Annotated in this window: 13 protein-coding genes; 7 read left to right on the forward strand and 6 right to left on the reverse strand. The window is 62.8% G+C overall.

Annotated elements, in window-relative coordinates; genetic code table 11:
* Positions 1-55 precede the first annotated feature (55 nt).
* The 4 genes from HNQ71_RS16155 to HNQ71_RS16170 all read left to right on the forward strand — a co-directional run bounded on the left by HNQ71_RS16155 (position 56) and on the right by HNQ71_RS16170 (position 5,096).
* Entirely contained in the window at positions 56-2,131 is a 2,076-nt protein-coding gene (locus HNQ71_RS16155) for a prolyl oligopeptidase family serine peptidase (RefSeq protein WP_184873559.1), read from the forward strand.
* Between the two features lie 350 nt (positions 2,132-2,481).
* Positions 2,482-3,861 carry an aspartate aminotransferase family protein gene (locus tag HNQ71_RS16160; protein WP_184873560.1) on the forward strand — a complete coding sequence of 460 codons (1,380 nt, stop codon included), beginning with the start codon at positions 2,482-2,484 and terminating at the stop codon, positions 3,859-3,861.
* Between the two features lie 136 nt (positions 3,862-3,997).
* A complete protein-coding gene (locus HNQ71_RS16165) occupies positions 3,998-4,363 on the forward strand; it encodes a hypothetical protein (RefSeq protein WP_184873561.1) in 366 nt (121 codons plus the stop codon).
* Positions 4,364-4,451: 88 nt separating this feature from the next.
* Positions 4,452-5,096, forward strand: a complete 645-nt coding sequence (locus tag HNQ71_RS16170) for a cytochrome c oxidase assembly factor Coa1 family protein (RefSeq protein ID WP_184873562.1) — start codon at positions 4,452-4,454, stop codon at positions 5,094-5,096.
* A 279-nt stretch (positions 5,097-5,375) separates the two neighbouring features.
* Here the strand turns inward: HNQ71_RS16170 and mmsB are convergent, their stop codons facing one another.
* Positions 5,376-6,260 carry a 3-hydroxyisobutyrate dehydrogenase gene (gene mmsB, locus HNQ71_RS16175; protein WP_184873563.1) on the reverse strand — a complete coding sequence of 295 codons (885 nt, stop codon included), beginning with the start codon at positions 6,258-6,260 and terminating at the stop codon, positions 5,376-5,378.
* A 26-nt stretch (positions 6,261-6,286) separates the two neighbouring features.
* Entirely contained in the window at positions 6,287-7,453 is a 1,167-nt protein-coding gene (locus HNQ71_RS16180; RefSeq protein WP_184873564.1) for an isobutyryl-CoA dehydrogenase, read from the reverse strand.
* Positions 7,454-7,597: 144 nt separating this feature from the next.
* On the opposite strand from HNQ71_RS16180, the gene HNQ71_RS16185 reads away from it, so the two are divergent.
* Together HNQ71_RS16185 and HNQ71_RS16190 are read left to right on the forward strand one after the other, a co-directional pair.
* Positions 7,598-8,212, forward strand: coding sequence for a dimethylsulfonioproprionate lyase family protein (locus HNQ71_RS16185; protein ID WP_184873565.1), 615 nt, complete (start codon positions 7,598-7,600; stop codon positions 8,210-8,212).
* Positions 8,212-9,687, forward strand: coding sequence for a cobyric acid synthase (locus HNQ71_RS16190; RefSeq protein WP_184873566.1), 1,476 nt, complete (start codon positions 8,212-8,214; stop codon positions 9,685-9,687). The genes HNQ71_RS16185 and HNQ71_RS16190 overlap by 1 nt, the downstream gene beginning before the upstream one ends.
* A gap of 7 nt (positions 9,688-9,694) precedes the next feature.
* Here HNQ71_RS16190 and HNQ71_RS16195 read toward each other — a convergent pair whose 3' ends face one another.
* The 4 genes from HNQ71_RS16195 to HNQ71_RS16210 form a co-directional block, all read right to left on the reverse strand.
* Entirely contained in the window at positions 9,695-10,114 is a 420-nt protein-coding gene (locus HNQ71_RS16195) for a VOC family protein (protein WP_184873567.1), read from the reverse strand.
* A 120-nt stretch (positions 10,115-10,234) separates the two neighbouring features.
* Entirely contained in the window at positions 10,235-11,062 is an 828-nt protein-coding gene (locus tag HNQ71_RS16200) for a helix-turn-helix domain-containing protein (protein WP_184873568.1), read from the reverse strand.
* Between the two features lie 103 nt (positions 11,063-11,165).
* Positions 11,166-11,336 (reverse strand): hypothetical protein, encoded by a 171-nt coding sequence (locus HNQ71_RS16205; protein WP_095088023.1) that lies wholly within the window; start codon positions 11,334-11,336, stop codon positions 11,166-11,168.
* Between the two features lie 53 nt (positions 11,337-11,389).
* Complete coding sequence (locus tag HNQ71_RS16210; protein ID WP_184873569.1) at positions 11,390-12,175, reverse strand: TSUP family transporter; 786 nt, start codon at positions 12,173-12,175, stop codon at positions 11,390-11,392.
* 151 nt (positions 12,176-12,326) lie between these two features.
* Here HNQ71_RS16210 and HNQ71_RS16215 point away from each other — a divergent pair, with 151 nt between their 5' ends.
* Positions 12,327-12,758, forward strand: a complete 432-nt coding sequence (locus tag HNQ71_RS16215) for a TerB family tellurite resistance protein (RefSeq protein ID WP_184873570.1) — start codon at positions 12,327-12,329, stop codon at positions 12,756-12,758.
* Positions 12,759-12,773: the final 15 nt, after the last annotated feature.

The raw sequence follows: 12,773 nt of genomic DNA on the forward strand, positions 1-12,773 counted from the left end.
TGGTGGCATGACGATGTTTGCGACACCGAGCCTTGATGAGTTTACCGGAGACACTATGACCAAGTCGACCACACAGAGCCTGCCAAATTCCACCCCTTCGACCGAAGATTCCTTTCTCTGGCTGGAGGACAGGACAGCCAGGCAGTCGCTCGATTGGGTGCATGGCCAGAACGAGGTAACGGTTGGTGAATTGCAGGGCGATCCGTTGTACCAGGCGTCGTTCCAGACCGCGCTCGACCTGATGACGGCCGAGGACAATATCGCGGTCGGTGCCGCCATTGCCGGCCATGTCTACAATTTCTGGCAGGACAAGACCAATGTGCTCGGCCTGTGGCGTCGCACGACGGTCGCTTCCTACAAAACCGAGAAGCCCGACTGGGAAACGATCGTCGACTTCGACCAGCTTGCGGCGAAGGACGGGGTTAAGTGGGTGTTCAGCGGTGCCAGCCGGCTCTATCCAGACTTCAACCTCTGCCTTGTCTCGATGTCGCCGGATGGCGGTGACGCCAGCGAGATGCGCGAATTCGACATCGCGACCAAATCCTTTGTCGATGGCGGATTTCGTGCACCCGCGTCCAAGTCGGGCTTCGGCTGGCTCGACAAGGACACCGTCATCGTCTCTGCGGCTTTCGAGGAGGCGGACAAGACTCAATCCGGTTATCCACGCGTGGTCAAGCTGTGGAAGCGCGGCACCAAACTGGAAGACGCGACACCGATCTTCGAGGGGCAGAAGGAGGATCTCGCCGTTGGCGCTGCCGTCGAGTTCGACGGCGACAGACGCTATCTGATCCTGGCCCGGACGCTCGATTTCTTCGCCTCGCATATCTTCCTGCGGCTGCCTTCCGGCGAGAACAAACGCCTGCCGCTGCCTGACGACGTGACCGATACGGCGATCTTCAAGGATCAACTCGTCTTCGGCGTGCGTAGCCCGTGGACGGCGCCGGATGGCACCTCGTGCAAGCCTGATGGCCTCTATTCGCTGGATCTGGCGCACTGGGTAGAAACCGGCACGCTCGGCCCGGTGGCGACCTTGCTGGAGCCGGCATATCGCGTGTCGATTGCCGGCATTGCCCGCACGCAGGACCGCCTGTTCATCAATCTGATGGACAATGTGCGTGGCAAGGTCGTCGTCTGCGAGCGCAGGAATGGCGGCTGGTCGCTGAAGCCTGTGGCACTGCCCGAAAACGGCAATGTCGGCATCAGCCATGCTGAGCATTTCGGCTCCAGCGTTTCCTTCTCGTTCACCGATTTCCTGACCCCGAGTTCGATCATCTGGTCGGACGACAATGGCGAGACGCTCGCCACCGTAAAGTCGCAGCCGGGCCGCTTCGATGCGTCGCCGCTGATCTCGGAGCAGTTCGAGGCGCGCTCGAAGGACGGCACGATGATCCCGTACTTCGTCGTCCGGCGGCGCGACCAGAAGGGTCCGGTGCCGACGCTGCTTTATGGCTATGGTGGTTTCGAAGTCCCGCTGCTGCCAGGTTATGCTGGCGTGCGCGGCAGGCTGTGGCTGGAAAAGGGCAATGCCTATGTCCAAGCGTGTATTCGCGGCGGCGGCGAGTTCGGCCCGGCCTGGCATCAGGCGGCGCTCAAGGGCAACCGCCAGAACGCCTTCGACGATTTCGCCGCGGTCGCGCAGGACGTCGTCAAGCGCGGCATTGCCACGGCCGCTTCGCTCGGCATCCAGGGCGGCTCAAATGGCGGCTTGCTGACCGGCGTTTCCTTGACGCAGCATCCAGAGCTTTTCGGTGCCGTCATCATCGAGGTGCCGCTGCTCGACATGCTGCGCTACACCGAATTGCCGCCCGGTGCCTCCTGGATGGCCGAATATGGCGATCCGTCGAAACCGGAAGATGCGAAGTGGCTTTCGGCCTATTCGCCCTACCAGCATGTCGAGGCCGATGCTGCCTATCCGCCGGTGCTGCTCACTACCTCGACCGCGGATGACCGCGTTCATCCCGGTCATGCGCGCAAGATGGCGGCCCGCCTGCAGGAAGCCGGCCATGCCCGAACGCTGTTCTTCGAGGAGACCGAGGGCGGACATGGCGGCCGCGGCGACCGCCGGCCGCAGGCGGCGCAGACGGCGATGAAATATGTGTTCCTACAAAGGGCGCTGAGCGGCAACGCATGAGCCGAAGTCTCGGCGCTGCAAACGCAAAGGATGGTTCACCTCGACCGTCCTTTGCTCGCCCTTCTGTTTTGATGCGATTCCCTAAGGGAAAGCGCTATGCGCTTTTCCCGGGAAAACCGCTTCACACTTTTCCCGGAATTGCTCTAAGGTGCCGTCCATGGCTCTCGTCAGGACATTGGCTCCCGTATTTGGGGCTCGCGCATTCCGGGTCGCGGTGACACCGTCACCGCGCACGCTGCGCGCCGAGCTCTTGCGGCTGTGCGCCCGCATCGGTTATTCACCACCTGCTTGCCTCTGATGCATTCGCTCCCGGCACGAGCCGGATAGAATCCAGAGGAAAGATCAGATCAATGACCTATCAGAATTATTCGCTGAAGCAGCTTCAGCAGATCGACGCCGCGCACCATCTCCATCCCTTCACCGACCACAAGGAATTGCGCGAGGCCGGCTCGCGCATCATCACCCGTGCCAACGGGCCGTTCATCTACGATTCCGAGGGGACTGAGATCCTCGACGGCATGGCCGGGCTGTGGTGCGTCAACATCGGCTATGGCCGCGACGAGCTGGCCGAGGCCGCCTACGCGCAGATGAAGGAGCTGCCCTACTACAACTCCTTCTTCAAATGCTCGACGCCGACGCCGGTGCTCTTGTCCAAGAAACTGGCGGAAATCGCGCCGAAGCACATCAATCAGGTGTTCTACGGCTCGTCCGGCTCGGAAGCCAACGACACGGCGCTTCGCCTTGTCCGCCACTACTGGGTGCTGGAAGGCAAGCCGGAGAAGAACCGCATCATCTCACGCAAGATGGCCTATCACGGCTCGACCGTTGCCGCGACCTCGCTCGGCGGCATGGATGCCATGCACAAGCAACTCGGCGGCGCGGTACCCAACATCGTCCATGTGATGATGCCTTATGCCTATGAACTGGCACTGCCGGGCGAGAGCGACCATGATTTCGGCCTGCGGGCGGCCAAGGCCGTCGAGGATGCGATCCTCGAAGCCGGTGCCGACAAGGTTGCGGCCTTCATCGGCGAGCCTGTGATGGGGGCAGGCGGCGTGAAGATACCGCCGGTAAGCTACTGGCCGGAAGTGCAGCGCATCTGCCGCAAATACGATGTCCTGCTGATGCTGGACGAGGTCATCACCGGCTACGGCCGCACCGGCGAATGGTTCGCATCACAAACGCTCGGCATCGAGCCGGACACCATCACCACGGCCAAGGCACTGACCTCGGGCTACCAGCCGCTCTCGGCATTGCTGGTCGGCGACCGCATCGCCGCGACACTGGTCGGGAAGGGCGGCGAGTTCAATCATGGCTACACCTATTCCGGTCATCCGGTGGCCTGTGCCGTGGCGTTGAAGAACCTCGAGATCATCGAGCGGGAAGGGCTGGTCGATCGCGTCAGGAACGATACTGGCCCGTATTTCGCCAAGGCATTGCAGGAGCGCATTGCCGGGCATGATCTGGTCGGCGAGGTGCGTTCGATCGGGCTGATGGGCGCGATAGAGATCGTCAAGGACAAGGCGACCAAGGAGCGGTTCCTGCCGTCGGGAAGCGCGGCGGTGACCCTGCGCGACCATGCGATCGCGCAGGGCATGATGCTGCGCGCCACCGGCGACACGATGATCCTGTCGCCGCCGCTGATCTGGACCCGTGACACGATCGACATGGCTTGCGAGCGCATCTCCAAGGCGCTGGATCTGGCGCAGGCGGATCTGCGCAAGCGGTAGGATCGCAACCTCGACCGGGCGTTCCTCGACAGGAACGCCCGGCTTCGAGAAACATGTCGTTGTGGAACGAATTTTGCCCTCAGCGCTTAGTGTGCGGGTCAGCAGCCGGCGTGGCTGCGACAAAGGGACTGTTTTCATGAAAAAGACCGGCAAGAGCCGACGGTTGCAAGAAGCGGCCAGCATCGGCGGTGACCTGATGCTGGCGCCGATGGTGGCGCTGATGCGGCTGCCGTTGATGGCGCTGGAGGCCGGGAGCAACGAGCCATGGGGCACGGAGACAGCGCGCGCGGTGAACGAGAAGACCGCGGCGATGGCCGAAGGTGCGTTTGCGGCGCAAATGTCCTTCCTGCGGTCGGCATCGCGGTTCTGGCCGGAAATCTTTGCCGGCCGCACGCCGTCGCTGTTCAACGGCGTCGCGGCGGAAAAGTCGATCAGCGCGGCTCTGAAGCCGGCAAGCCTTGCGGTGAAGGCGAATTTTCGACGGCTTTCCAACAAGGCCTGACAAGAAGGCCGTTCCCGAAAAACCGATTCCCGTTTTTCGAGGTCATACGTTAGAACCCATCAAGCACATCTGCCGATGGGGGAACATCATGGCCGGACAGCCGCTCAACCAGCCCGCCGAAATTCCGGCCGAACTTGACCGCTGGAACTGGGGCGCCTTCTTCCTCAACTGGATCTGGGGTATCGGCAACAGCACCTTCATCGCGCTGCTGGCACTGATCCCTGTCGTCAACATCGTCATGATTATCGTGCTGGGTGCGCGCGGCAGTCGCTGGGCCTGGCAGAACCGCGCCTGGCGCGACGCGGAACAGTTCCGCAAGACGCAACGCAACTGGGCGATCGCCGGCCTTGTCATCTGGGTGGTCAGCATCGGCGGTTGCGCGGCGATGGTCGGCGGCATTTCTTACGTCCTGAAAGGCAGCGATGCCTTTCACATGACCATGGACAAGCTTCGCGCCGACGACCGCGTCAAGGCCGCTCTCGGTGATGACCTGTCCGAAGGTTTCTGGGTCGGTGGCCATCTCAATGTCAATGCGAATGGGGCGGGCGATGCCCAGTTCAGCATTCCGGTCCATGGTGCCAAGGGCAAGGGCACCGCCTTCTCGACCGCTGTTCGGACAGCAGGCACCTGGAGCCTGCGCCTACTGGTTGTCAGGATCGAGGGAGCCGATGCACCGATCGTGCTGATCAATGAAGATCATGTCCCGATCCCGAATGCGGCAATCGGAATATAAAACAGGCCGCGCTGATCAACCGGCAGAAATGCAAAAACCGCGCTCCATCGGGAACGCGGCTTTGCCAGATACGCATGGCGTTTCGCTACGCAAACACTAGGCGAAACTTACGGGCTCCGGTACGCGAGACCTGATCCGGAGCGCCGGGCGGATGCGATATGTCCGCCTCGCATTCCGTTTTACAGAAACATCGTTACCGGGGGGTTATCGAGAGCTTAATCAAACCTAAATTTGACCGGGTTTCTTCCAAGATACGCAAAACCCAGTTATGTTAGGAGCTTATGGATTGGCTCCGCGTAGAAAATTAATGATTCCGGAAAAATCGGCGCCGGCATGCCCTTGGGCGTTGAACAGCGCATAGAGCTGAGCGGCCTCGGCGCCAAGCGGGGTCACAGCGCCAGCCCCCTGTGCCGCCTCCTGCGCCAGTTTCAGGTCCTTCAGCATCAGAGCGGCAGCAAAGCCTGGCTTGTAGTCGCGGTTGGCGGGCGAGGTCGGCACAGGGCCGGGCACCGGGCAGTAGGTGGTCAACGACCAGCACTGGCCGGACGAGGTCGAGGCGACATCGAACAGCGCCTGGTGCGACAGGCCAAGCTTTTCCGCCAGCACAAAGGCTTCGGCGACGCCGATCATCGAGATGCCGAGGATCATGTTGTTGCAGATCTTGGCTGCCTGTCCGGCCCCGTCGCCGCCGCAATGGACGATGCGCCCGGCCATCGGCTTCAGGATCGGCTCGGCGGCGGCGAAGGCATCGTCGGAGCCCCCGGCCATGAAGGTCAGGGTGCCGGCCGCCGCGCCGCCGGTGCCGCCCGAGACCGGTGCGTCGATGGACGGCAGGCCGTGCTTGGCGGCAATGACATGCGCCTTGCGGGCCGATTCGACATCGATGGTCGACGAATCGATGAACACCGCGCCTTTTCTGGCCTTGGGTGCGATATCCTCATAGACCGACAGCACATGCTTGCCGGCCGGCAGCATGGTGATCACCACATCGGCGTCCTTCACAGCGGCCGGCGCATTGGCCATGATGACGACGCCGTGTTCGCGGGCAACCGTCAGATTCTCCGGCATCAGGTCGAAGCCATGCACGGCATGCCCGGCCTTGACCAGGTTGGCGGCCATTGGATTGCCCATGTTGCCGAGGCCGATGAAGGCGATCGTCGTCATTGTCTGTCTCCCAGGTTCTTCTGGCGTCAGCGGCCGATCAGGGCCCGCGCGATGATGACGCGCATGATCTCGTTGGTGCCTTCGAGGATCTGGTGGACGCGCAGGTCCCGCACCAGCTTCTCGATGCCGTAATCGTGCAGGTAGCCGTAGCCGCCGAGCAGCTGCAGCGCGTCGTTGGCGACATTGAAACCGGTGTCGGTGACGAAGCGCTTGGCCATCGCCGACCATTTGCCGGCATCCGGCGCCTTGCGGTCGAGCTTCGAGGCGGCGGCATAGAGGAAGATGCGCGCCGCCTGCAGCTCGGTCTCCATGTCGGCCAGCCTGAACTGCAACGCCTGGAACTGGTTGATTTTGGAGCCGAAAGCCTTGCGCTCGGCGGCATAGGTGAGCGCCTTGTCGAGGGCCGATTGCGCGCCGCCCAGCGAGCAGGCAGCGATGTTCAGCCGGCCACCGTCGAGCCCGGCCATGGCGATGCCGAAGCCGGCGCCTTCGCCCGACAGCAGGTTCTCCGCCGGTACCTTGCAGTCCTCGAAGATGACCTGGCGGGTCGACTGCATATGCCAGCCCATCTTGTGCTCGTTCGCGCCGAAGGAAAGGCCGGGCGCGTCCTTGGGCACGACAATGGTGGAAATGCCTTTCGGCCCGTCGGCACCGGTGCGCACCATGACGGCGTAGACATCACTGTCGCCGGCGCCCGAGATGAACTGCTTGGTGCCGTTGAGGACGTAATCACCACCGCTCTTCACCGCGCGCGTCTTCAGCGCGGCGGCATCCGATCCGGAGCTCGGTTCGGTCAGGCAGTAGCTCGCCAGCCATTCCATCGAAGTGAGCTTCGGCAGGAAGCGCTGGCGTTGCTCCTCATTGCCGAAACGGTCAATCATCGAGGCGACCATGTTGTGGATCGAGATGAAGGACGAAAAGGCCGGATCGGCATGCGAGAGCGCCTCGAAAATCAGCACTGCGTCGAGCCGGCCGAGTGCGGAACCGCCGACATCGTCCCTGACATAGATGCCGCCGAGGCCCAGCGGCCCGGTCTCGCGGATCACGTCGGCGGGGAAGTGTTTCCTGCGGTCCCAATCGAGTGCGTTCGGCGCGACGCGGTCGGCGGCGAAGGCCTGCGCCATCTCCTGGATGGCGCGCTGTTCCTCGTTGAGTTCGAACTGGCTGGTGCTCGCATCGACCGCGGCGTCCATGGCGTGCTCCCTATGTGCTGGCCGGCTAGCTCGCTGGCCTGTCGTTTTTGGCTTTGCGCGCGCACCAATCTAGACCAATGATGCCGCCGCGCAACCCGACCTCCTGCGGAGCGGCTGTGCACCAATGCATGTCCGGAGCGAGATGTGACGACGAAATTCGATGAACTGCTGGAACAGTTCCACGCCTATCTCGCTTCCGTGGACGACGCCCTGGTGCGCGACGCCGTGGCGGGGATCGCCTGGGACATGCCAGCCCGCGAGCTGGAGCCGCATCCGCTTGGTTGCCTGCGCCACCTCGATCGCGCCACCGAACTGGCGCGGCCCGATGCCAAGCCGCTGGTGCTATTGCTTGCGGAACGTCGGAATGATCTCCGCTGGGGGCAGACCTATAGCAAGGCGGATCTCGGTGAGGCATTCATCGACAATTACGCCTGGCTCGAAGTGTTCGGCACACGTGGCCACTTCACCAATGACGAGGTTGCCGCCGGCCTGCTGATTCTTGGCCCCGATATCGTCTATCCCGACCATCATCATGTTGCCGAGGAGATCTACATCCCGCTGACCAGCGGCACCGAGTGGCGGATGGGTGAGAGCGGCTTTCGCCGACGCGCGGCCGGCGAGGTCGTCCACCACGCTTCCAACGTCAACCATGCCATGCGCACCGGCATAGAGCCATTGCTGGCGCTTTACATCTGGCGCGGCGGGCCACTGGCGGCGAAATCCACGATCACCGGAACCGTGGCGCAGGGCAGGGGCTGATGGCCAAGGCGATCATGCTGCAAGGCACGGGTTCGGATGTCGGCAAGACGGTGCTGGTCGCGGGCCTCTGCCGCGCAGCAAAAAAACGCGGGCTGAAGGTGCGGCCGTTCAAGCCGCAGAACATGTCGAACAACGCTGCGGTCGCCGACATTCCCGGCGACAACAAGGCCGGTGGCGGCGAGATCGGCCGCGCGCAATGGCTGCAGGCGATCGCCTGCGGCGTGGCGCCGTCGGTCCATATGAACCCGGTGCTGCTCAAGCCGCAGACCGATGTCGGCGCACAGGTCATCGTGCAGGGCAAGGTGTTTGGCGAAGCGCGGGCGCGCGACTATCAGGCGCTCAAGGGCCATCTGATGGACGCCGTGCTGGACTCCTGGAACAAGGTCGGCGAGGGCGCCGACCTGGTCATCGTCGAGGGCGCCGGTTCGCCAGCCGAGATCAACCTGCGCAGCCGCGATATTGCCAATATGGGCTTTGCAACCCGCACCGACGTGCCGGTGGTGCTGGTCGGCGATATCGATCGCGGCGGCGTCATCGCCTCGGTGGCCGGCACGCACCTGATCCTGCCGGAAGAGGACCGGCGCATGATAGTCGGCTACCTCATCAACAAGTTTCGCGGCGACGTCTCGCTGTTCGATGATGGCATAAAATCGATCGAGAAATTTACCGGCTGGCGCTGTTTTGGTGTCGTGCCGTGGCTGAAGGCGGCGGCACGCTTGCCCTCAGAGGATTCGGTGGTGCTGGAACGGCTGGCGTCCGGCGAGAGGCGCGCGCTGAAGGTGGCGGTGCCGATGCTTGGCCGCATCGCCAATTTCGACGATCTCGATCCGCTCAAGGCCGAGCCACAGGTCGAGGTGGTGTTCGTGCCGCCCGGCAAGCCGATGCCGGCCGATGCCGGGCTGGTGGTCATTCCCGGCTCCAAGTCGACAATCGGCGATCTCCTGAAATTCCGCGAGAATGGCTGGGATCGCGACCTTCTTGCCCACCGCAAGCGGGGCGGTCACGTCGTCGGCATTTGTGGCGGCTTCCAAATGCTTGGCCGGACGGTGCGCGACCCTGGCGGGATCGAAGGCAGCGTCACCGAGGCCGAAGGGCTCGGCCTGCTCGACGTCGAAACGGTGATGGAACCGAAGAAGACGGTGCGCAATGTCAGCGCGCGCTCGGTACAATTCGACCTGCCGCTTGAGGGCTACGAAATCCACCTTGGCCACACCACGGGTCCGGACACCATGCGACCGTCGGCGATCATCAATGGTGTCGAGGATGGCGCTGTCTCCGCCGACGGCAAGGTGATCGGCACCTATATGCATGGCCTGTTCGGCGCCGACGGCTTTCGCGGGAAATTCCTCGAGAGCCTCGGCATCAAGGGCGGTGGCATCGATTATCGGGCTGAAGTCGAGCGGGCGCTGGACGAGGTCGCAGCCGAGCTGGAAACCCATCTCGACTGCGATGCGATTTTCGCGCTGGCGCGCTAGACCTTGCCTATGCCTTTTCGCCGGCCTTCGGCCAGTAGGTGCCGAACGACCAGACATTGCCTTCCGGATCGCGGCAGATGAACTCGCGGCTGCCATAATCGCGGTCGGTCAATTCCTGGATGATCGTGGCACCGGCCTTCCTGGCTTTGGCATAGGCGGCATCGGCATTGTCGACGGCGATGTAGATCGACTTGCCGCTGCCCGAGCCGGGCTCGCCGACCATCTTGCCGTAGTCGTCGTCGCGCACCGTGCCCAGCATGATCATAGACGAGCCGAAAACCAGTTCGGCATGGTGCACGACATCGCCTTCGCCATAGCGGGCACGGACGCTGAAGCCGAAGGCTTCGCACAGCCAGTCGATCATTTTTGCCGCGTCCTTGTAGCGCAGGGCGGGGTACAGGCGCGGCGCTTCCGTGGTGGTGGGCATGGGAACTCCTTCAGTTGGGTTGGTCGATGAACCTGGTTTGTGCATGCCCAAAACCGCTGCGCACTTTTGGGCGACATGCATCACTCTGGTCGAAGGCCGTTCCAGCGTCTTGAAGAAATGTTACCTGGCAAGTGCGGTCGGCGTCTCGCCGGCAAGGTCGCGGAATTCGCGTACCAGATGCGCCTGGTCGGCGTAGCCGCAATCGGCGGCGATATCCGCCCAGTCGACGGTCTGCCGCCTCGACAGGCCAAGCGCCCGGTTGAAGCGCACGATGCGCGACAGCGTCTTGGGGCCGATACCGATCGCGTCGGAAAAGCCGCTGGCGAGATGCTTGCGGCTCCGGCCCAGCCTTTCGGCAAGCGCCGAAATGCGGGTCCGGCCACCAGAGGTGATGATGCGGTCATAGGCCCAGGCGATTTCGAGCGGCGTTTCGGCGGCATTCTCGAGACGGGCCGCGACGAAGGCTTCGGCGATGTCGAAACGCGCCGCCCAGTCCGGCGCGTTGCCAAGCCGTTCGCGCAGAGCCATGCCTTGGGCGCCAAGCACGTCGTCGAGGACGACCATGCTGTCGGTGAGTTCGCTCATAGGCTGCTTGAAAAACCGGCGTGCGCCAAGCGGCGTGAAGTTGACCTGGACGCAGCAGGCGCCACCGAAGGATTCAATCACCACCGGTCCGGCAAAAAGGCCGGCGGCGAAACTGGCGAAACGGTCATTGTCGCCCGGCGCCTTGCCGAGGCCGATGGCGAAGGGTTCGGCGAAGCTGATCACCAGCGGCACGGTCAGCGATGCATATTCGACATTGTGGAAATGGCCAGGAGTCGTTTCGCGATAGCCGCAGATGTCGGTGACGATGCCATCGAGTGCAGCATTGGGCAGGCGCCGGCGCATCTCGAACCGCCCGGCGACGGAGTGGTCCTGTTCCTTCCGGCGATGCATCTCAACAGGCATTTGCCATCCTTCCGCGGAGGGAAATCTAGCAGACCCCAGACCAGAATCAAAAGCGCCCGGCTTTTGGCCGGGCGCTCCTGGTCCCCACTTCAAGGGAAACTGGTCAGGCGCCGCGCATCAAGCAGCCGCCGGCAAGCACGATGAAGGCAATAAGAACTATCCACACCGATGCGAGTGGAATGAACGCAAGAACGCCAAGAGCGGCGAGAACGCCGATGATGGCGATAACAACTGCAATGATGAAAACAATCTGGGTGGGTGCGCTAAGATTCATGTCTGGCTCCTCGCAACATGATTCGAACAGCGGCATTCTATCAGGGCGGGTGATCACACACCAATCATGACACGCAGCGGGTTCGCCGGGTCGGCCAGTAGCTTCACGGCCAGCGCAAGGCAGACGACCACCAGCAATGGCTTGATCAGTCTTGCACCGATGCGCATGGCCAGACTGGCGCCGACGCGGGCGCCGAGAAATTGGGCAACGCCCATCATCAAACCGATTTTCCAGTAGACGACGCCGACCGCGGCGAAGACGATGAAGCCGCCGATGTTGGAGGCGAAATTGAGCAGCTTGGTATGCGCGGTCGCCTTGAGCACGCCGAAACCGGCGAGTGCGACGAAGGCCAGCATGTAGAAGGAGCCGGCGCCGGGTCCAAACAGGCCGTCGTAGAAGCCGATTGCGGGCGCGACAGTCAACCCGAACAGGAACGGTGACAGCCGCTCGGCACGGTCGACATCACCCATGTTGGGTTTTATGGCGAAATAAAATGCGATGGCGATCAGCAGAAGCGGCAGCGAGGCGCGTAGAATATCGCCCGGCACGATCGTTGCCAGCAAGGCACCGGCAGTGCCGCCGGCAAGCGCCAGCAAGGCTGACGGCAGCTGTCGTCGCAGGTCGACATGGCCATTCGCGGCATAATGGATTGTGGCCGAGCCAGAGCCGAACATCCCTTGCAGTTTGTTGGTTCCAAGGGTTTCGATCGGTGAGAAACCGGCGAGAAGCAGTGCGGGAATGGTGATCAATCCGCCGCCGCCGGCGATCGAGTCGACAAAGCCCGCGGCAAAGCCGGCGAACGCCAGCATGGCGACGGTCTGGGTGGTGAGGTCGATCATCTGATGTATGGAAATGTCCGGTGGGCTGAGATATCGGGCGTTCGACCACGACGACCCTGTTTGCGCAAGGCCGATTCCGCGCTACCTCTATCCCAGCGCGTCGCGCTTGGGTGGAATCATACGACGCATCTGAATCGGAAAGGGGCTCCTGATGGCATTCGCATTGCTGGACCAGATACGCTCGATCTTCGACGGCGACCCGGGCGTGCGCAAGGTGGCGGACGATCCGGTCTTGTCGGCGGAACTCTTGATGCTGTTCCGCATGATCCTGGCCGACGGGTCGGTCAGCGAAAGCGAGATGGTTGCCTTCCGGCGCATCTGCAAGGACGCTTTCGGCATTGCCGAAACCAGCATCGACAGCGTCATCGAATATCTCAACGAGTTCGGCTACGAGACCAACGGCTCGCAGGCGATTGCGCTGTTCCGCGATCTCGACATCGAGCGGCGCAAGCAATTGGCCCGCCACATGGCCGAGATCGCCAAGGCGGATTCGCAACTGGCCGAAAGCGAGGTGCGGCTGCTCCGGCGCACGCTCGACCTGCTCGACATCAGTCCAGTCGACGTGGTCAAGCCGGAAGAGTAGGGCGCGAACTACCCG

It is taken from the genome of Mesorhizobium sangaii, from assembly GCF_014207355.1.
In the GTDB taxonomy this organism is placed as follows: domain Bacteria; phylum Pseudomonadota; class Alphaproteobacteria; order Rhizobiales; family Rhizobiaceae; genus Mesorhizobium; species Mesorhizobium sangaii.

Bases quoted from the DNA above. Each gene is read 5' to 3' on its own strand.
- HNQ71_RS16155 (WP_184873559.1), top strand. From the start codon at position 56: ATGACCAAGTCGACCACACAGAGCCTGCCAAATTCCACCCCTTCGACC.
- HNQ71_RS16160 (WP_184873560.1), top strand. From the start codon at position 2,482: ATGACCTATCAGAATTATTCGCTGAAGCAGCTTCAGCAGATCGACGCC.
- HNQ71_RS16165 (WP_184873561.1), top strand. From the start codon at position 3,998: ATGAAAAAGACCGGCAAGAGCCGACGGTTGCAAGAAGCGGCCAGCATC.
- HNQ71_RS16170 (WP_184873562.1), top strand. From the start codon at position 4,452: ATGGCCGGACAGCCGCTCAACCAGCCCGCCGAAATTCCGGCCGAACTT.
- mmsB (WP_184873563.1), bottom strand. From the start codon at position 6,260: ATGACGACGATCGCCTTCATCGGCCTCGGCAACATGGGCAATCCAATG.
- HNQ71_RS16180 (WP_184873564.1), bottom strand. From the start codon at position 7,453: ATGGACGCCGCGGTCGATGCGAGCACCAGCCAGTTCGAACTCAACGAG.
- HNQ71_RS16190 (WP_184873566.1), top strand. From the start codon at position 8,212: ATGGCCAAGGCGATCATGCTGCAAGGCACGGGTTCGGATGTCGGCAAG.
- HNQ71_RS16195 (WP_184873567.1), bottom strand. From the start codon at position 10,114: ATGCCCACCACCACGGAAGCGCCGCGCCTGTACCCCGCCCTGCGCTAC.
- HNQ71_RS16200 (WP_184873568.1), bottom strand. From the start codon at position 11,062: ATGCCTGTTGAGATGCATCGCCGGAAGGAACAGGACCACTCCGTCGCC.
- HNQ71_RS16205 (WP_095088023.1), bottom strand. From the start codon at position 11,336: ATGAATCTTAGCGCACCCACCCAGATTGTTTTCATCATTGCAGTTGTT.
- HNQ71_RS16210 (WP_184873569.1), bottom strand. From the start codon at position 12,175: ATGATCGACCTCACCACCCAGACCGTCGCCATGCTGGCGTTCGCCGGC.
- HNQ71_RS16215 (WP_184873570.1), top strand. From the start codon at position 12,327: ATGGCATTCGCATTGCTGGACCAGATACGCTCGATCTTCGACGGCGAC.